Source organism: Streptomyces sp. ID05-26A (genome assembly GCF_033794685.1).
Taxonomy (GTDB): Bacteria; Actinomycetota; Actinomycetes; order Mycobacteriales; family Pseudonocardiaceae; genus Lentzea.
Genome location: NZ_JARAYZ010000002.1, coordinates 1295465 through 1312861, shown reverse-complemented (window position 1 = coordinate 1312861; position 17397 = coordinate 1295465). Strand labels below are relative to the sequence as shown.

Annotated in this window: 17 protein-coding genes; 6 read left to right on the top strand and 11 right to left on the bottom strand. The window is 69.8% G+C overall.

Going from position 1 to position 17397, the window contains the following annotated elements:
- Positions 1 to 10 precede the first annotated feature (10 nt).
- The gene (locus tag PV646_RS21760; RefSeq protein WP_500344001.1) at positions 11 to 643 is read left to right on the top strand and encodes a TetR/AcrR family transcriptional regulator; all 633 of its coding nucleotides are present in this window, start codon (positions 11 to 13) and stop codon (positions 641 to 643) included.
- Here PV646_RS21760 and PV646_RS21755 read toward each other — a convergent pair.
- The 5 genes from PV646_RS21755 to PV646_RS21735 are packed head-to-tail and all read right to left on the bottom strand — an operon-like array spanning position 612 to position 5533.
- The gene (locus tag PV646_RS21755; RefSeq protein ID WP_500344000.1) at positions 612 to 2003 is read right to left on the bottom strand and encodes an acyl-CoA synthetase; all 1392 of its coding nucleotides are present in this window, start codon (positions 2001 to 2003) and stop codon (positions 612 to 614) included. The genes PV646_RS21760 and PV646_RS21755 overlap by 32 nt on opposite strands.
- On the bottom strand, positions 1987 to 3303 hold the full coding sequence (locus PV646_RS21750) for an MFS transporter (protein WP_500343999.1): 1317 nt from the start codon (positions 3301 to 3303) through the stop codon (positions 1987 to 1989). The genes PV646_RS21755 and PV646_RS21750 overlap by 17 nt, the downstream gene beginning before the upstream one ends.
- Before the next feature lie 9 nt (positions 3304 to 3312).
- Complete coding sequence (locus PV646_RS21745; protein ID WP_500343998.1) at positions 3313 to 3771, bottom strand: MaoC family dehydratase; 459 nt, start codon at positions 3769 to 3771, stop codon at positions 3313 to 3315.
- Complete coding sequence (locus PV646_RS21740) at positions 3768 to 4643, bottom strand: amidohydrolase family protein (protein WP_500345055.1); 876 nt, start codon at positions 4641 to 4643, stop codon at positions 3768 to 3770. Before PV646_RS21740 ends, PV646_RS21745 begins: the two co-directional genes overlap by 4 nt.
- Positions 4644 to 4654: 11 nt before the next feature.
- Positions 4655 to 5533 carry an SDR family NAD(P)-dependent oxidoreductase gene (locus PV646_RS21735; protein ID WP_500343997.1) on the bottom strand — a complete coding sequence of 293 codons (879 nt, stop codon included), beginning with the start codon at positions 5531 to 5533 and terminating at the stop codon, positions 4655 to 4657.
- 89 nt (positions 5534 to 5622) lie between these two features.
- On the opposite strand from PV646_RS21735, the gene PV646_RS21730 reads away from it, so the two are divergent.
- Both PV646_RS21730 and PV646_RS21725 read left to right on the top strand, forming a co-directional pair.
- Positions 5623 to 6411 (top strand): PaaX family transcriptional regulator, encoded by a 789-nt coding sequence (locus PV646_RS21730; protein WP_500343996.1) that lies wholly within the window; start codon positions 5623 to 5625, stop codon positions 6409 to 6411.
- A gap of 82 nt (positions 6412 to 6493) precedes the next feature.
- Complete coding sequence (locus tag PV646_RS21725) at positions 6494 to 7108, top strand: ester cyclase (RefSeq protein ID WP_500343995.1); 615 nt, start codon at positions 6494 to 6496, stop codon at positions 7106 to 7108.
- A 207-nt stretch (positions 7109 to 7315) separates the two neighbouring features.
- Here the strand turns inward: PV646_RS21725 and PV646_RS21720 are convergent, their stop codons facing one another.
- A complete protein-coding gene (locus PV646_RS21720; protein WP_500345054.1) occupies positions 7316 to 7711 on the bottom strand; it encodes a RidA family protein in 396 nt (131 codons plus the stop codon).
- Between the two features lie 95 nt (positions 7712 to 7806).
- Here PV646_RS21720 and PV646_RS21715 point away from each other — a divergent pair, with 95 nt between their 5' ends.
- Complete coding sequence (locus PV646_RS21715) at positions 7807 to 8805, top strand: helix-turn-helix transcriptional regulator (RefSeq protein WP_500343994.1); 999 nt, start codon at positions 7807 to 7809, stop codon at positions 8803 to 8805.
- Positions 8806 to 8808: 3 nt separating this feature from the next.
- Here PV646_RS21715 and PV646_RS21710 read toward each other — a convergent pair whose 3' ends face one another.
- The gene (locus PV646_RS21710) at positions 8809 to 11064 is read right to left on the bottom strand and encodes a hypothetical protein (RefSeq protein WP_500343993.1); all 2256 of its coding nucleotides are present in this window, start codon (positions 11062 to 11064) and stop codon (positions 8809 to 8811) included.
- A 283-nt stretch (positions 11065 to 11347) separates the two neighbouring features.
- Between PV646_RS21710 and PV646_RS21705 the strand changes: the two genes are divergently transcribed.
- A complete protein-coding gene (locus PV646_RS21705) occupies positions 11348 to 12589 on the top strand; it encodes an MFS transporter (RefSeq protein ID WP_500343992.1) in 1242 nt (413 codons plus the stop codon).
- Here PV646_RS21705 and PV646_RS21700 read toward each other — a convergent pair.
- The 3 genes from PV646_RS21700 to PV646_RS21690 form a co-directional block, all read right to left on the bottom strand.
- Positions 12565 to 13848: an ArsB/NhaD family transporter gene (locus PV646_RS21700; RefSeq protein ID WP_500343991.1), complete on the bottom strand. Its 1284-nt coding sequence runs from the start codon at positions 13846 to 13848 to the stop codon at positions 12565 to 12567. The two genes, PV646_RS21705 and PV646_RS21700, sit on opposite strands and share 25 nt — an antisense overlap.
- An 87-nt stretch (positions 13849 to 13935) precedes the next feature.
- The gene (locus tag PV646_RS21695) at positions 13936 to 14442 is read right to left on the bottom strand and encodes a CBS domain-containing protein (RefSeq protein WP_500343990.1); all 507 of its coding nucleotides are present in this window, start codon (positions 14440 to 14442) and stop codon (positions 13936 to 13938) included.
- A gap of 102 nt (positions 14443 to 14544) precedes the next feature.
- Positions 14545 to 14709 carry a hypothetical protein gene (locus PV646_RS21690; protein ID WP_500343989.1) on the bottom strand — a complete coding sequence of 55 codons (165 nt, stop codon included), beginning with the start codon at positions 14707 to 14709 and terminating at the stop codon, positions 14545 to 14547.
- 200 nt (positions 14710 to 14909) lie between these two features.
- On the opposite strand from PV646_RS21690, the gene PV646_RS21685 reads away from it, so the two are divergent.
- Entirely contained in the window at positions 14910 to 16772 is a 1863-nt protein-coding gene (locus PV646_RS21685) for an acyltransferase family protein (RefSeq protein ID WP_500343988.1), read from the top strand.
- 10 nt (positions 16773 to 16782) lie between these two features.
- Here the strand turns inward: PV646_RS21685 and PV646_RS21680 are convergent, their stop codons facing one another.
- Positions 16783 to 17352, bottom strand: a complete 570-nt coding sequence (locus tag PV646_RS21680) for a TetR/AcrR family transcriptional regulator C-terminal domain-containing protein (RefSeq protein WP_500343987.1) — start codon at positions 17350 to 17352, stop codon at positions 16783 to 16785.
- Positions 17353 to 17397 lie beyond the last annotated feature (45 nt).

The window sequence follows — 17397 nt, the reverse complement described above, 5'->3', positions numbered from 1 at the left end:
ACTGGACGGCATGCCGACCTACCACGAGCGCATGGCGGAGCAGAAGCGGACGGCGATCGTCGACGCGGCGACCGGGCTGTTCCTGGAGTCCGGCTACGACAAGACCTCACTGGCGCGCATCGCCGATGCCGCCGGGGTGTCGAAGGCGACGCTGTTCAAGCAGTTCCCGACGAAGGCGGAGCTGTTCGACGCGATCGTCACGGACTACTGGCGCACGGACGAGGGCGCGCTCACCCCGAAACCGGGCGATCCGCGCAAGGGCCTGACGGCGCTCGGCAACCGGTACGTGGCGCTGCTGACGCGGCCGGGCATGGTCGCGTTGTTCCGCATCGTGATCGCCGAGGCACCGCGCTTCCCCGAGCTCGGGCAGACGCAGTTCAAGCTGGGCAAACAGCCGTTCTTCGACGCGGTGCGCGACTACCTGGCCGCCGAGCACGAGGCAGGCACCCTGAGCGTCGAGGACCCGATCCTGACCGCCACGCAGTTCCTCGGCATGATCTCGAACTTCGCGTTCTGGCCGAGGATGCTGCTGGTGAACTGGGCGCCCACCGAGAAGGCCGTGGCCCACTCGGTGGACGAGGCGGTCCAGACCGTCCTGGCCCGCCACTCGGTCACAGCGGCACGCGGCGCAGCGCGGGTTTGAGGACCTTCCCGGACCCCGTGCGCGGCAGTTCGGCGACCACCTCGACGTGGACCGGGATCTTGTACTTCGCCAGGCGTGACACCAGGAACTCCCGCAGCACGGCGGCGTCCAGCACCGCCCCGTCGCGAGGACGCACGAACGCGCGCCCGACCTCGCCCCACCGCTGGTCCGGCACCCCGACCACGGCGACCTCGACCACGTCCGGGTGCGCGGTGATCGCGTTCTCGACCTCGGCCGGGTACACGTTCTCGCCGCCGGAGATGTACATGTCCTTCAGCCGGTCGAGGACGTGCAGGTGGCCGTCGTCGATCCGGCCGAGATCCCCGGTCCGGAACCACCCGTCCTCGGTGAACGCCGCCGCGGACGCGACCGGGTCGTTCCAGTAGCCGGGGGTGACGTTCGGCCCCTGCACCTCGACCTCCCCGGTCTCCGCGAGCCGCAGATCACCGAAGAACACGCAGGTCCCCGCGGAACCGGCCCGGTCCACGCTGTCGGCGGCCTCCAGGAACGTGGCGCCGGGCGCGGTCTCGGTGAGCCCGTACCCCTGGCAGAACACCAGCCCGCGGTCCTGGTAGGTGCGGATCAGCGAGTCCGGAACGGCAGCCCCGCCGCACAGCAACACCCGCAACGACGACAGGTCCGCACCGCTCCACTGTGCCGAGGCGGCGAAGTCGGCGTACATCGTGGACACGCCGAACATCCACGTCACGCCGTGCGCCTCGATCAACGACACGCACTCGGCGACGTCCCACCCCGAGGTGATCACGCTGTGCCCACCCTTGATGAAGGTGGGCAACAACGTCTGGGAGAGCGCGGCGACGTGGAACAGCGGCGCGGTGATCAGCGCGACCTCGTCCGAGGCGATGTCGACGCCGATCATCAGGTTGAACGTGTTCCACACCAGGTTGGCGTGACTGAGCATCGCGCCCTTGGGCCTGCCGGTGGTGCCGGAGGTGTAGAGGATCAGTGCGATGTCGTCCACGCCGACCGGTTCGTCCAGGACCTCGGACGAACCGCCGGCGAGCCACTCCTCGTACTCCGCGAGCGACACCGCCCGCGGATGCTCCACGACGTGCGACGGCGCATGCACCAGCACATGCGCGCCGCAGTCCGCGAGCTGGTAGTTGACCTCCGCCGGGGTGAGGCGGAAGTTCAACGGCACGAAGATCGCACCCAGCTGGTGCGCCGCGAACATCGTCTCGGCGAACGAGGGGTGGTTCGGGCCGAGGTAGGCGACCCGGTCACCACGCTGGACCCCGAGCTCCCGCAACCGCCAGGCCAACCGGGTCGTGCGCAGCGCCACCTCCTCGTACGAGGTGGAGACTCCGTTGTAGGTGAACGCCTTACGCGTCGGCGCCATGCGTGCTCGGCGGTGTGGCCAGCTGCCCAGTCCCGCGTTCCGCATCCCTGTCTCCTGTCAGGCTGGTCCTGCTGGTCTCGTGCAACGTCACCGTGCAGACGACGGTGAGCAGGCAGAACGCCGCAAGGATGAACGGAATGGCGCCCGTACCGGAAGACTTCTGCACCTGCGCGAAGAGCAACGGCGCGAGCCCGGCACCCAGACCGGCCAGCTGGTAACCGAGCGAGGCGCCCGTGTAGCGACTGCCGGTGTTGAACAGCTCGCTGTAGAGCGCGGCGAGCGGCCCGTACATCATCGGGTGGATCACGGCCTGGCCGAGGACGAGGGCGATCACCACGAATCCGTTGTCCACCAACGGGAACAGTGCGAAGCCGAACGCGGCCATGAGCACCGCGCCGACGAGCACCACAGGCCGGCGGCCGAACCTGTCGGACGCCGCAGACCAGCCGAGGATGCCGATCACCGCCAGCCCTGAGGACAACAACAGCCCGTTCAGGATCGTCTGCCGGCTCTCACCCGCCTGCACGCCGTACGCCAGGATGAACGTCGTCAGCGTCGACTGCGCCACGAACGCGGACAACCCGACGCCGATGGCGAGCAGCAACGTGCGCGGGTGGTTGCGCAGCACGTCGGCCAGCGGCATGGAGCCGGGCTTCCGCTCGGCCTTGAAGACCGGCGTCTCCTCGACCTTCATCCGCACGAACAGGCCGACGCCGAGCAGCACGACGCTCAGCAGGAACGGCACCCGCCAGCCCCAGTCGAGGAACGCCTGTTCGCCGACCAGTGCGGCGGTGCCGGTGAGGGCGGCCGTCGAGAGCACCATGCCGCACGGCGCGCCGGCGTTCGTGAAGCTCGCCCACAGCCCGCGCCGCGAGGTGGCGTGCTCGGCCGACATCAGCACGGCACCGCCCCACTCGCCGCCGACGGAGATGCCCTGCACGACCCTCAGCAGGATCAGCCCGGCCGGCGCGAGCCAGCCGACCTGCGCGTAGGTGGGCAGCAGACCGATCAGGAAGCTCGCCACGCCCATCATGACCATGGTGAGCACGAGCATCTTCTTGCGTCCCAGCAGGTCCCCGAAGTGTCCGAAGAGGACTCCGCCGATCGGGCGGGCGAGGTAGCCGGTGGCGAACGTGCCGAAGCTCGCGATCGTGCCGACCAGCGGGTCCAGTGAGGAGAAGAAGACCTTGTTGAACACGACCGCGGACGCGGTGGCGTAGAGCAGGAAGTCGTAGTACTCGATCACGCTGCCGAGGAAGCTCGACGCGACGGCACGGCGTAACTGCGTTGTTGGCGCCATGACTTCACCTCACGAGTAGTGGCGGTAGACGGCACGTGCTACGCAAGCGGGCTTCGCGGAGCCCTCGATCTCGACGGTGAAGTCGACGGTGAGCTGAACGCCGTCACCCGGCACGTCCTCGACGGACGCGACCTGCCCGAGCAGCCGGATCTTGGCGCCGACCGGGACGGGCGCGGGGAACCGCACCTTGTCGAGGCCGTAGTTGAGGCTCATCCGCACGCCGGTGACCTCGAGGAGTTCGGTCATCAGCGGAATGAGCAGGGCGAGCGTCAGGTAGCCGTGGGCGATCGTGCCGCCGAACGGGCCGGTCGCCGCGCGTTCCGGGTCGACGTGGATCCACTGGTGGTCGTCGGTGGCGGAGGCGAACGTTTCGACGCGGCCCTGGTCGATCTGGAGCCAGTCGGTGTGCCCGAGGCTCCTGCCCGCCAGGGCCTTGAGTTCGGCGATTCCTTGGACGGAGATGGTCACGCGTCCTCCTTCACGAGTCCCAGCAGGCGAGCGGCGTTGTGCTTGAGGATCTTGGGGCGGACCTCGTCGGAGATCTCCAGCTTCGCGAAGTCGGCGAGCCAGCGGTCCGGGGTGATCACCGGGTGGTCCGAGCCGAACAGGACCTTGTCCTGCAACAGGGTGTTGGCGTAGCGGACGAGCTGAGGCGGGAAGTACTTGGGCGACCAGCCGGACAGGTCGATGTACACGAACGGTTTGTGCGTCGCCACCGCCAGTGCCTCGTCCTGCCACGGGAACGACGGGTGCGCGAGCACGATCCGCAGGTGCGGGAAGTCCACGGCGACGTCGTCCACGAGCATCGGGTTGGAGTGCTTGAGCCTGATGCCACCGCCGCCGGGCACACCGGCGCCGATCCCGGTCTGTCCACTGTGGAACAGCGCGGGCACGCCGAGCTCCTCGATGACCTCGTACAGCGGGTACGCCATCCGGTCGTCGGGGGAGAAGTCCTGCAGGCTGGGGTGGAACTTGAACCCCCGCACGCCGTGCTCCTCGACGAGCCTGCGGGCCTCCCTCACGGCGGCGCGGCCCTTCCACGGGTCGATGCTCGCGAACGGGATCAGCACGTCGGCGTGCTCGGCGCAGGACGCGGCGATCTCCTCGTTGGAGATGCGGGGGTGGCCGGTGGCGTGCTCCGCGTCGACCGTGAAGATCACCGCGGCCATCCCGCGCTCGCGGTAGATCTGGGCCGTCTCGACGATCGTCGGCTGGCGGTGGGCGGCCTTGAAGTACTTGGCGGACGCCTCGAGCAGCGCGGGACTCAGTGAACTGTGGCCGTCGCCGGAGACCTCCGCGTGGGTGTGGACGTCGATGGCGACCAGGTCGTCGACGTTCATCCTGGGAACACTCATGGCGCCACCGGAGCCGGGATCCCGTAGGTCTCCGGCTCGAACTCGCCGAAGCGGCCGGCGATCGTGGCCGCGTCCCACCCGCCGTCGGCGAACAGCACCTGCTTCTCGGCCGGGTGCGACCACAGCGCGAGCCGGTCACCGCCGATGCCGATCGCCTGCCCCGTAACGCCTTTGGCCGCGTCCGAGGCGAGGTAGACGATCAGTGAGGCGACGTCCTCGACCGTGCCCAGGCCCTCGTCGCGCCGCACCCACGCCGGCAGCGGCGCACCCGTTCGTTCCGACTCCTCGATCAACGGCGCGAACGCCGGGATCGTGCGGGTCATCTCGGTGGCGGCGACGGGGACGACCGCGTTCACGGCGATGTCCGACCGGGCGAGCTCCAAGGCCCAGGTCCGTGCCATGGCGGCGATCCCGGCCTTGGCGGCGGAGTAGTTGGTCTGCCCGAAGTTGCCGCGCTGCCCAGCGGGGGAGGAGACCAGCACGAGACTGCCGCCGGTGCCCTGTTCCCGCATCCGCACCGCTGCCGCGCGGGCGCAGGTGAAGGTGCCGCGCAGGTGCACGTTGATCACGGCGTCGAAGTCGTCGTCGCTCATCTTCCACAGCACGCGGTCGCGCAGGATGCCCGCGTTGGTGACCAGCACGTCGAGCCGCCCGAACTCCTCCACGGCGGTGGCGACCAGCGACTCGGCGGTCTCGGCCGACCCGACCGGCGCGATCACCGCACGGCCTCCGATGCTCGCCGCGACCTCGTGGGCGACCTCGTCCACGTCGTTGACCACGACGTGGGCCCCGTTGCGCGCCAACGCCTCGGCGTACGCCCGGCCCAGCCCGCGGCCGGCGCCGGTGACGATCGCGACCTTTCCCGTCAGCTCCATCAAGCGAGTCCTCTCCGTGGGGTCGCGACCAAAGTAGGGCATATTCATGACGCTCGTCTAGATGCTGCCCAACATGTATCGTGAGCAGCGTGACGCCCCAGTCCTTGATGCTCAACTTCCTCGGTCTGTACGTGTTCGGCCGCGGCATCGCGGTCTACTCGGGCAGCGTGATCGACGTGTTCGGGCGCGTGGACGTCTCCGAGGAGGCGGTGCGCTCGACGCTCACGCGCATGGCCTCACGCGGCCTGCTCACCAAGCACCGCAGCGGCCGCAAGGTCTACTTCGGACTCACCCCGCGTGCGACGGACGTGCTGCGCGACGGTGAACGCCGGATCTGGCAGCGCGGCGCCGTCAACCGCGACTGGGACGGCAGCTGGACCCTGGTCGGGTTCTCCCTGCCGGAGGGGCGGCGCGGCGAACGGCACGACCTGCGCTCGCAGCTGCAATGGGCAGGCTTCGGTCCCGTGCAGAACGGCCTGTGGATCGCCCCCGGCGCGCACGACGTGACAGGACTGGTCGAGGGGCTCGCGGAGAACGTCACGGTCTTCACCGCCCAGCACGCCAAGCCGACCGAGGCGGCGGACCTGGCGCGCCGCGCGTTCGACACGGCCGCGATCGCCGCCCGCTACCAGGACTTCCTCGCGAAGTGGCGTGAGCCGGACACCTCGCTGCCCGACGACCTGGCCCGCCAGCTGCTGCTGCACGGCGACTGGCTCGACCTCGTGCGGCAGGACCCCCACCTGCCGGCCGAACTGCTGGCGTGCGACTGGCCGGCGATCGAGGCCGAGCGGCTGTTCCAGTCCCTGGCCACGCGCTACGTCGAGACCGCGACCCCGCTCGCGGAGGCCGCCATCGAGTCGATCGAGGTTGCTTACTAGATCACAGCACTAACTCAGCTATAGCGCTGTCTAAAAGTTAGTGCAAAGCTCTCGTGCACACCCCGAGTGGAAGGTGCACGAGATGCTCAACCGTCGTTCGCTCATCACCCACGGCAGCACGGCCGCGTTCGGCGCGATGGCGCTGGCCGCCGTCACCGGTGGCGTCGCCGAGGCCGCCGCTCCGGCCGGGTACTCGCCGTGGACTCCGCTGCCCGACCCGGCCACCACGCCGGTGCCGAACCCGCCGTTCGCCCAGGACCTGACCAGGGAGGAGAAGCGGAACCTCAGGACGTTCGACGAACTCGACTTCGACGTCTTCAGCCACCAGAAGTGGGCGCGGCTGGGAGAGAGCCACGCCCGCAACATCCGCGTGCACTGGCCCGACGGGCACTACACCGATGGCATCGACCGGCACGTCGAAGACCTGAAGGCGTTGTTCGTCTGGGCGCCGGACACCCGCATCGAGTCGCACTACCTGCGGGTCGCGAACGGCGGGTTGAGCGCGGTCGCGGGTGTCATGAAGGGCACCTTCACGCGGCCGATGCCCGACGGCAAGGGCGGTCTCATCGCGCCGACCGGGCTGAAGTACGCCATCAACATGGCCACCGTCGGGTTGTGGAACCGGCGCGGCACGATGGACGAGGAGTTCCTGTTCTGGGACATCCAGACGTTCTTCGCCCAGATCGGCCTCGGCTGACCGGTGCGGGCGCTCGGCGCCGGCCGGGCTGTGGTGGGGCTGTCACCGGCTCGGGGCGCCGGTCCGGCCGTGATCGGGCAGCAATCCGATGCGGCCGCCGACCCCGGCTGGGGGCGCCGGCCTGGCCGTGATCGGGCAGCCATCCGACTCGGCCGCCGACCCCGGCTGGAGGCGCCGGCCTGACGGGAGCCAGGCCGGCGCCGCACGTCACGCGACCGCGGTTCCCTCCAGCTCCACCATCAGGTCCGGGATCGCCAGCCTCGCCACCCCAAGCATCGTGGTCGGCGGGGCCACCCGAGCCGCCCCGAGCCGTGCCGCCAGCACGCCGTAGTGCTGGAACAGCAGGTCGACGTCGGTCGTGTAGACGTTGAGCCGCACCAGGTCGGCGAGCGTCATGCCCGCCCCGGCCAGCACCGCCTCCAGGTTGTCGAGGCTCAGCGCCAGCTGCGCCGCCATGTCACCGGCGTGCTCGGGCTTGCCGTCGCCGTTCATCGACGTCTGCCCGGCGCAGTACAGCGTCCTGCTCTGCCCGGTGACGACCTCGCCCTGGTGGTAGCCCAGCTCCGCCGACCACGTCCACGGGTTGACCGGCGTTCGTTCCACAGCCACGACAGCTCCATTCGATCTCTTCGACAGTGCCGTCAGCGTCGCAAGCGATACACGACATCCTGTGTCACGTATTCCCGTACGGTTTTCGCATGCGCGCCGACCGGTTGGTCTCGCTGGTCCTGCTGCTGCGGCGGCACGGTCAGCTCTCGGCCGCCACCCTCGCCCGCGAGCTCGAGGTCTCCACCCGGACGGTCCTGCGCGACATCGAGGCGCTCTCCGCGGCGGGCGTCCCGGTCTACGCCGAACGCGGCCGGCACGGCGGATTCGCGCTGCTGCCCGGTTTCCAGACCGAGCTAACCGGCCTGAACCACGACGAGGCGCTCGCCCTGCTGGTCGCCGGTTCCCGGCGCGGCGCACAGGTGTTCGGGCTCGGCTCGTCACTCGCCTCGGCGATGCTGAAGGTGGTCGACGCGCTGCCCGAGAGTTACCGGCGGACGGCGGCGGGGGCGGCGGAACGGCTGCTCGTCGACCCCGAGATCGACCTCCTCTCCCGCCGCGCGGTGGAGGAGGAACTGCCCGACGAGGTCGTGACCGAGGTCCGGCGCGCGGTGTTCGCGGGTCACCGGCTGCGGCTCCACTACGAGGCCAAGGACGAAGAACCGGAGTGGCGCACGGTCGACCCGATCGGGCTGGTCACCGTGCGGGAGCAGGGATATCTGCTGGCCACCAGGTCGGGGGAGGACCGGACCTACCGGCTGTCGCGGATCCTCGCCGCCGAGGCGCTCGACGAACCCGCGCGGCGGCCGGACCGGGTCGACCTCGACCGGGCCTGGCAGGAGCGCAGCACGCGGTTCCGGACCGGCGGGGACCAGGTCGCCGTGGTGCTCAGGGTGCGACCGGCCCGCAGGGAGGAGCTGGCCGGCACCGCGCTGGCCGTGCTCGCCGAGGAAGCCGGCGACGGCTGGCTGCGGATGGAGGTCACCTTCCAGGACCGGCGGCACGCCGAATGGGCGTTGTGGCAGCTCTCCACGAGCGCGGAAGCCCTGGAACCGCAATGGTTGCGCGATTCGCTGCGCGACCGGGCGAGCGTGATCGCCGACCGGTACGGGGAAGGGCGCGAGCGGCCGGAACCGCCCGCGCCCGAGTGAGGATCAGACGCGGCAGGGCGAGCCACCGGGGTGACCCGGCTTGGCCTCGACGTTGGCCTTCGCCTCACCGATCACCACGTCGGTCAGCAGCGTGTCCACCACGACGGCCTGCTGCACCACGCTGGTCGCGGTGGTCGTCGTGCTGTTGAGCCGCAACGACCCGATGACCAGCGGGATCGTCAGCGGCGCACTGCCCACCGCCACCGTCAGCCCGTTGATCTTCAACGAGGCGATCGACGACGATCCCGCGAACTGCGGCACCAGGCCGCCCGGTCCCGCCACGCAGGTGACCGACGCGTTCGACTCGATCACGCCGATCTCGATCGTGAGCAGGCCGCTCGTCACGCGGGTCTGCTCGATGCGCGCCCGCCCGGTCGCGAGGTCGGTCGTCGCGGGCGCGGTGCCCGTGAGGTCGTCCGGTGTCTGGTCGGTCCGCGCGTCGAGCGCGGTGGCCCGCACGGTCAGGATGCCCGCGTTCAGCTGGACGTTCGCCAGCGTCTCGTGGTCGTCCACGCACGGCACGTCCTGCGGGTTCGCCCTGGTCGAGACGATGCCCGCGAGGGTGAGCGCGGTGGCCTGGCAGGAGAAGACGCCGGTGCGTTCGGAGGTCCTGATCCGCAGGTCGGACAGCACGGGGCTGTCACCGGCCGCGTTCGCGGTCAGGGTCGCTCGGACCTCGATGTAGCGGCCGGTCTTCGCGAACGTCACGCCGTTCGCCACCGGCGTGAAGCTCTCGCCCGCCAGACCGGCCTCGGTGTCAGACGTCCTCGCCTCGACGACGATCGACGTGCCCTGCGGCACGGCGCCCTGCACCTCGGTGTTCCACGTGACCGTGCCCCACGGACGGCCGTTGGTGCCGCCGTCCTGCACGACGCTCCACGTGCCCTGCGGCGCGGTGATCTCGCCCAGCACCGATCCGGTCATGTCGCTGTAGTTGTACGGACCGGCGCCCGCGCCGAGGTCGACGGTCAGGTCGACCGCGCCGACGGGGTGGCCACCGCCGCCGACCGGGCCGGCGTCCGGGTCGATGCGCTGGGCGTTGTTGGTGCTGATGTTGGTGACCCAGACCTTGCCGTTGCTGTCGATCGCGACACCGGTCGGCCCGGCACCGCCGGGCAGCGGCACGTTGCCGACGTAGGTGCCGTCGGTGCGCAGGTGGCCGACCGTCGTCGCGCCGCTCAGCGAGTGCGCGACCCAGACGTTGCCGTCGCTGTCGACCGCGACGCCCTGCGCGTTCTGACTGCCGTGGCCGAACGCGCCGAGGATCGTGCCGTCCGGCGCGAGCTTCGCGACCCGGTTGCCGGAGAAGTTCGTGTGCCAGATCTCGCCGGTGACCGGGTCCATGCCGAGGCCGTAGTCACCGTGGGTGCTGTTGAGGCACGCGCCTGTCTGCGTGGCCGGGTCGTAGCGCAGCAGGCCGAAGTTGCGCGCGGACCACAGCGTGCCGGCCTTGTCGATCAGGCCGCCGTAACCGCCGCAGCCCACGTTGAACTGCGTGCCGGTGGCCGCGCCGTCGGCGTCGAGGAGCTCGTGGTCGAGGTCCTGGCCGCCGGTCCACAGCCGGTTCTGCGCGTCGACGGCGACCGTGCGGGTGTTGCTGCCGGTGACGCGGGAGTAGTTGATGACGCACTCGTCGGCGGCCGTGGTGACGCCGCCGTTGTCGTCCGCGCCACCCGCGTTGGTCCACGGGCGGATGTCACCGATACCGCGGCTGGTGGCGATCAGCCCGTCCTGGTTCCGGTCGACGCACTTGTTGTAGGCGAAGGGGCCCTTGAGGTAGTCACCGGCGGGGTTCGCGGTGCCGTCGGAGTTGACGCGCGTGCCGCCCTGGATGACGCCGACGCGGGTGACCGAGCCCCGGCCGCCCGCGCCCTCGTCGCGGTTCGAGAGCCACGTGCTGCCGAACTTGTCGACGGTCGTGCGGGACGGGTTGCGTCCGCGGCCGTTCGGGGCGGAGGCCCATTCGCCGACGATCTGGCCGGTGTTGACGTCGATCCGGACCATTGTCCCGCGCGCCGAGGCGGCGACGTTGACGTAGGGGAAGAAAACGGTCGAACGGTCGAGTTGAAGCTGGTTGTTGTTCGGGGCGTTGTGGTTGACGTCCTGGGAGACGCCGTTGTCGAAATCGGCGTCGAGCGTGTAAAGGACGTCGGTGCCGGGGACCGGGGCGGCGAAGGCCGGTACGGCGAGGGCGGCGAGCAGGAACGATGTGGTGGTGATCGCGAAAACCGGTCTGGCGCGGTGCCGTGAGTGTCGCATGGCAGCTCCATTCGGGATGAGGTGAACCGGACATACGGCCGGAACACACCGAAAGGAGTCGATGGGCTGAAAAAAGCGTTACCGGATATTCCTCATGCCAGCGGAGATGTAATCGCGGGATTCTCCCGCGATTCCCCCGAATTCCGAACGGTGTCGCACTGACGGATCAGCGGGGGCGTGACAGGTCGCGCCGATTGCTCCGGACGGCCTACGGCATTCAGGTGGCGGATTGCGTCGTTCAGGTCGTCTTCCGCCGAAACACGAATATTCCTACGCTGGCCCGATGGGGGACACGAGCATCAGCACGTCCGAGCGCGACTTCAGCCGCTACCTCAACGCACGGGTGCTGTCGGTCGTCGGCGCCGTGGTGTCGGTGGTGGCACTGCCCGTTCTCGTCTACCAGCTCACCGGATCGGCGGGCTGGACGTCGGCCGTCACGGCGGCGGAAGCGTTGCCGTACCTGGTGTTCGGCCTGCTGGCCGGTGCGCTCGCGGACCGGCTCGACCGTCGCCGGCTGATGGTCGCGATGGACCTCACGGTCGCCGCCGTGCTGCTGAGCGTGCCGGTGGCGTGGCTGGCCGGTGTGCTGACCGCGCCGCACGTCGTGGTGGCGGCGTTCGCGACGCAGACGGCGTTCGTGTTCTTCGACGCGGCGAACTTCGGCGCGCTGCCCACGTTGGTGGGCAAGGAGAAGATCACCGCCGCCTACTCGACCCTCTTCGGGCGCACGACCGTGGTGGAGCTCGTGGTGCCGGGACTGACTGGGCTCCTCGTGGCGGTCGTCGCACCGGCGTCCCTGCTCGCCGTGAACGCGCTGACCGCTGTCGGGTCGGCGTTGTTGTTGCGCTCCATCACCAGCAGCCTGGCGAATCCACGTCCGGTGCAGGGCGCCGGGCAGCTCGTCGCGGACGTCAAGGAGGGGTTGCGGTTCGTGTGGGACGAGCCCACCGTCCGGATCCTCACGCTCGTCGGCACCACGCACTCGGTGGCGGGAGGCGCGTGGATGGCGTTGCTCGTGCCGTTCGCCGACCAGGTGCTCGGCGTCGCGCCGAAGAACGACGCGCGGCTCGCCGCCCTGTTCAGCTGCTGGGGCCTGGGCGCGATCGTCGCCGCCCGGTTGCTGCCGCGGCTGACCACGCGGTGGGGCAACGCGCGCGTGTCGCTCTGGGCACTGCCGCTCTCGCTGCTCGGCGGGGTCCTCGTGCTCCTGAGTGGACACTGGCTGCTCGCGTGCGCCCTGGCGATCTGCTGGGGTGTCGCCGGTGCCGTCGTCGTGATCAACGGGATCACCTACCGCCAGCAGGTGTGCCCCGAGGAACTGCAGTCGCGGGTGAACACGACCGCGCGGATGGTCGCCTGGGGTGTCGGCCACCCGCTCGGCGCGGTGCTCGGAGGTGCCGTGTCGGTGTCGGCCGGTGATCCGCGGGCCGGGGCCGCCGCTGGTCTCGCGGTGCTGCTCGCCGGTGTCGTCGCGGCCTGGGTGTCGCCGGTGCTGCGCGGTCAGAAGTACCGCAGCCAGACGTAACCCCACGCCATCGTGGTGCTGATGAGCGTCACGACGATGCCGTAGCGGGTGAACTGCCAGAAGCTGATCCGGTGTCCCGCGCGGGCCGCGATGCCGAGCGCGACGACGTTGGCGCTGGCGGCGACCGCCGTGCCGTTGCCACCGAAGTCCGCGCCCAGGGCGAACGCCCACCACAGCGACTGACCCGTCGCGGCGTCCGGGATCCCGGCCACCATGCCCTCGACGACCGGTGTCATCGTGGCGACGTAGGGGATGTTGTCGAAGAACGCGCCGAGCACGCTGGAACCGAACAACAGGGCGGTGGCGGCGGCGAAGTAGTTGTCGCCGAACGCGGTGACCGCCCACGTGCCCACGGTCTCGATCACTCCGGTGTGGACGAGTCCCGCGACCATCACGAACAGGCCCATGAAGAACGTGAGCGTCGGCCACTCCACCTCGGCCAGCACGTCGTTCACGTCGGCACGCGTCACGAGCAGCATCACACCCGCGCCCACCAGGGCGACGATCGCGGGGTCGAGGTGCAGCACGGCGTGCAGGCCGAACCCGACCACCACGCCGGTGAACACGATCAGGCACCGGCGCAGCATCGCGGGATCGGTGATCGCCCGCCGTTCCTGCAGCGCCATCACGGCTTCGACGTGTTCGGCGTTGTACTGGAACGACTTGCGGAACAACACCTTCGTCAGGAACACGAACACCACGAACACGACCACGACGATCGGTGCCATGTGCACGAGGAAGTCCATGAACGTCAGCCCGGCCCGGCTGCCGATGATGATGTTCGGCGGATCACCGATCAACGTCGCCGCGCCACCGATGTTGGACGCCAGCACCTCGGCGATCAGATACGGCTGAGCGGCGATCCGCAGCCGGTTGCACACCACGATGGTGACCGGCGCGACGAGCATGATCGTGGTGACGTTGTCCAGGAACGGTGACGCGATCGCGGTGATGATCATCAGCATCACCATCAGCCGGTACGGGCGGCCGCGGGCCTTCTTGGCGGCCCAGATGGCGAGGTAGTCGAAGACACCCGTCTGCTTGACGATGCCGACGATGATCATCATGCCGAACAGCAGGAAGATGACGTTCCAGTCGATGCCCGAGTGTTCGGAGAAGAACACCTCCGAGCCCGGGACCAGGCCGAACACGGCCATCAGCCCGGCGGCCACGAGCACGACCTTGACCTTGTTCGCCTTCTCGGTGGCGATGAAGAAGAACGCGATCAGGAAGATCGTCAGGGCGAGTGCTGCGCTCACGGATCTCCCAACCCGATGGCTGTCACCGCCGGCGCGAGTTCAGCACGCCGGCGGTGACGGGGGACAGATGGTCCGGAGGAGAGGGGCCTAGTCCTCGCCGGTGTAGACGGCGAGCGAGGTGATGAGACGGTCGAGGGTGATCGCCCCGACGAGCGCGCCGGCGTCGTCGATCACGGCGACGAGCGGGCTGTGCTGGCGGGCCATCAGCGCCGCGACCTCCAGCAGGGTCGCGTCGGCGCGGACGGTCGCGGGTTTGGCTCGGTGGTGCGGTGCCACGTCGCCGACGGTGCGGTCGCTCAGCTCCATCCAGAACAGGTCGGCGTGGCCCTCGTCGACGACACGGGCGAGCGCCGGATCCTCCTGATAGGACTGCGGTACGGCGAGCCGCAGGACCTGGGTGCCGGGCAGCACCGTCCACGGCCGGCCGCGGTCGTCCACCACGATCAGACCCGGCAACCGGTTCACCGCCATCACCCGCACCGCCTTGGTGACGGGGTCGTCGACCGTCACGGTCGGAACGTTGATGGCGATGTCGCGTGCCTGCATGGCATCAGCCCGTTCGGTGCGTCCGGCCAGTTGTCCCGCTGTGGACATGGTCGCCTCCCGTCTCCAGCCAGGTGATGGTGGAAGTCTCTGCGGGACGGCCGTCCGGAACCATCGGGTGCAACACCCATTTCGGACTTCTCGGACATGTAGTCAGGGCTTGTTCCCAAGCCCGATCAGGCCTGCCAGGATCAGTCCGGCGGCGACGAGCAGGGCGTGGGGCGCGGTGATCCCGGCGATCAGCAGGGCCAGTGCGGCCCCGAGCAGAACCCAAGTCAGCGGCCGTCGAGTGCGGGCGGGTCGGTCGGTGTGGACCATGGCGCCTCCCAGGCGGTCGGAGGGGTTGTGTCCTCCACGATGCCCTGGTCAGATGGTGTGGCGCGATCCGTTCGCCCACTCAACCTCCCGCCGTGGGGAGGGGCGGTTCCGGGTGTGATTGGGTGTTGCCACGGATTTACCGGGGCGCGCCCGGACGTCAGCCTCTCAGGGTGCTGGGTAGTGATCACCATGCGGCGGCAGTGGGTGCGCCATCCCCGGATCGGACCTACCGTGCGGAACTGCAGGGCCTGCGCGCGGTCGCCGCACTGCTCGTCGTCGTCTACCACGTCTGGCTCGGCCGGGTCTCCGGTGGCGTCGACGTCTTCTTCCTGATCTCCGGGTTCCTGGTGACGGGTCAGCTCGTGCGCGCGACCGCGCGCGGGAGGCTCGACCTGCGGACGTTGTGGAGCAGGATGGCCAAGCGCCTGCTGCCCGCCGCGTTCGTCGTGCTCGCCGCGACACTGGCGGCCGGGGCGCTGTTCCTGCCGGCGAACCGGTGGCCGCAGACCGCGCGCGAGGTGATCGCCTCCGCGTTGTTCCTCGAGAACTGGCAGCTGGCGTCGGACTCGACGGACTACTACGCGCAGCACGAACAGGCGAGCGTCGTGCAGCACTTCTGGTCGCTGTCGATCCAGGGCCAGTTCTACCTCCTCTGGCCGTTGCTGATCCTGGTGGTCACGCTGCTGCGCCGGTCGCTCCTGCGCGTGCTGCTCGTCGTCTTCGCCGCCTCCCTCGGCTGTTCGGTGTGGCTCACCGCCGTGGATCAGCCGTTGGCCTACTTCCACACGGCGACGCGGATCTGGGAGTTCGCGTTCGGTGGCCTGCTGGCACTGGTCGTGTCCCGCGTCGCCCTGCCGAGGCACTGGGGCGTCCTGCTGGGCTGGACGGGTCTGCTGGGACTCCTGGTCTGCGGGATCGTGCTGGACGTCGGCGCGGCCTTCCCCGGTTACCTGGCGCTGTGGCCGACGACGTGCGCCGCGGCGGTGATCGCCGCCGGAGCGACCGGCAGCCGGTTCGGCGCGGACCGGGTGCTGGCCAGCGAACCGTTGCGGTACCTGGGAGATCTCAGCTACGCGCTCTACCTGTGGCACTGGCCGGTGCTGGTGGGGTGGCTCGTGGTCCAGGGTCGCGGTGAGGTCGGCCTGATCGGCGGGATCGCGATCATCAGCGCGTCGCTCGTGCTCGCGGCGGCCACCCATCTGCTCGTGGAGGAGCCCGTGCGCCGGTCGCGATGGCGAGCACGGACGATGGTGGCGCTGGTCCTGGTTCCGCTCGTGGCGGCGGCCGTCGTCGTGCAGCCCACCGGTCCTCGCGAAGGCGCCGCCGCGCAGCTCCCGGCCGACGCCACGGACTTCGCGCCGTTCGACAGCCAGTGCCGGAAGTCCTCGCACAGCCAGGAACTCGACGTCTGCTACGGACTCACCGAGGGGCCGCCGACCAAGCGGGTCGTGCTCGTCGGCGACTCGCACATCCAGCAGTACCTCGCCGCACTCGCACCGATCGCGGAACGCCGCGGCTGGCAGCTGATCGCCATGCTCAAGGGCGCCTGCCCGTTCTCCACGCGGTCGGAGAAGGTCCCCGGCGACCAGTCGTGCCTGCGGTGGAACGACAACGCGGCGGCCGAGATCATCGACCTGCGCCCGGACTTCGTCTTCACCCTCGCCACCCGCGACGTCCAGGTGGGACTGACCGAGGTGACGCCGCCGGGGTTCGTCGAACGCTGGCGCCAGCTCGACGCCGCGCAGATCCCGGTGGTCGCGGTGCGCGACAACCCGCGCTACAGCTTCTCGGTGCTCGACTGCGTGCAGGTGCACGGCCCGGTACCGCGTTGCGGCGCACCACGAGCCGAGTTGCTCGCGCCGGTGCCGCCCTACGCCCACCTCGACGTGCCGGGCAACGTCTCGTTCCTCGACTTCAGCGACCACCTCTGCACCGAGGACCAGTGCCCGCCGTTCATGGGCGACCTGCTGGTCAACTTCGACGACAACCACGTGAGCGCCACGTTCATGCGCTCGCTGTCCGAGGTGGTCGAGAGAGCGCTCGACGACGTCACCGAGGCATGACGTGCCGGCGTCACCGGGCGAGCAGCTTGGCGACCCCGAACTCGAACCGCTCGTCGAACGACTCCCCGGCGAGGAAGGGGAGAACGCGCCGCAGTGACGGCCGTTCTCCCACGTCGAAGCCCTCGGAACTGCTCGGCAGCGCCTGCTCCTCCTGCGCCAGTCCGAGGAGGAAGTAGATGATGCCCCAGCACGTCCAGGCGGCCTCCTTCGGCGGGAGGCCACCGTCGAGCAGCGCGGCCACGAGTGCTTCGGCGGTGTCCAACGTGGCCGGTTCGGCGGCGTAGGTGCCCGCCACGACCGCGGCGCCGTCCCGGTGCGCCAGCAGGGCCTTCCGGTAGCGGCGCGCGATCTCGGCCGCGCGGTCCCGCCAGTGCGCGGGCAGGTCGTCGAGCGAGACGCCGGCGACGATCGCGTCGGCCATCAGCTCTTCCAGCCGCGCCTTGGACTTGACGTGCCACAGGACGGTGTTCATCCGCACGCCGAGCTCCTGCGCGATGGCCCGCATCGACACCGCCTCGGCGCCGCGCTCGTCGAGGATCTCCAGCGCGGTCCGCACCACGTCCGCTTGACTCTTGGTCACTGACCTAGTCTACTCGAGGTGTCGAGTGTTGGTCAGTGACCAAGA

Bases quoted from the DNA above. Each gene is read 5' to 3' on its own strand.
- PV646_RS21755 (WP_500344000.1), bottom strand. From the start codon at position 2,003: ATGGCGCCGACGCGTAAGGCGTTCACCTACAACGGAGTCTCCACCTCG.
- PV646_RS21710 (WP_500343993.1), bottom strand. From the start codon at position 11,064: ATGCGACACTCACGGCACCGCGCCAGACCGGTTTTCGCGATCACCACC.
- PV646_RS21690 (WP_500343989.1), bottom strand. From the start codon at position 14,709: ATGGTCCACACCGACCGACCCGCCCGCACTCGACGGCCGCTGACTTGG.
- PV646_RS21705 (WP_500343992.1), top strand. From the start codon at position 11,348: ATGGGGGACACGAGCATCAGCACGTCCGAGCGCGACTTCAGCCGCTAC.
- PV646_RS21695 (WP_500343990.1), bottom strand. From the start codon at position 14,442: ATGTCCACAGCGGGACAACTGGCCGGACGCACCGAACGGGCTGATGCC.
- PV646_RS21740 (WP_500345055.1), bottom strand. From the start codon at position 4,643: ATGAACGTCGACGACCTGGTCGCCATCGACGTCCACACCCACGCGGAG.
- PV646_RS21725 (WP_500343995.1), top strand. From the start codon at position 6,494: ATGCTCAACCGTCGTTCGCTCATCACCCACGGCAGCACGGCCGCGTTC.
- PV646_RS21715 (WP_500343994.1), top strand. From the start codon at position 7,807: ATGCGCGCCGACCGGTTGGTCTCGCTGGTCCTGCTGCTGCGGCGGCAC.
- PV646_RS21760 (WP_500344001.1), top strand. From the start codon at position 11: ATGCCGACCTACCACGAGCGCATGGCGGAGCAGAAGCGGACGGCGATC.
- PV646_RS21735 (WP_500343997.1), bottom strand. From the start codon at position 5,533: ATGGAGCTGACGGGAAAGGTCGCGATCGTCACCGGCGCCGGCCGCGGG.
- PV646_RS21750 (WP_500343999.1), bottom strand. From the start codon at position 3,303: ATGGCGCCAACAACGCAGTTACGCCGTGCCGTCGCGTCGAGCTTCCTC.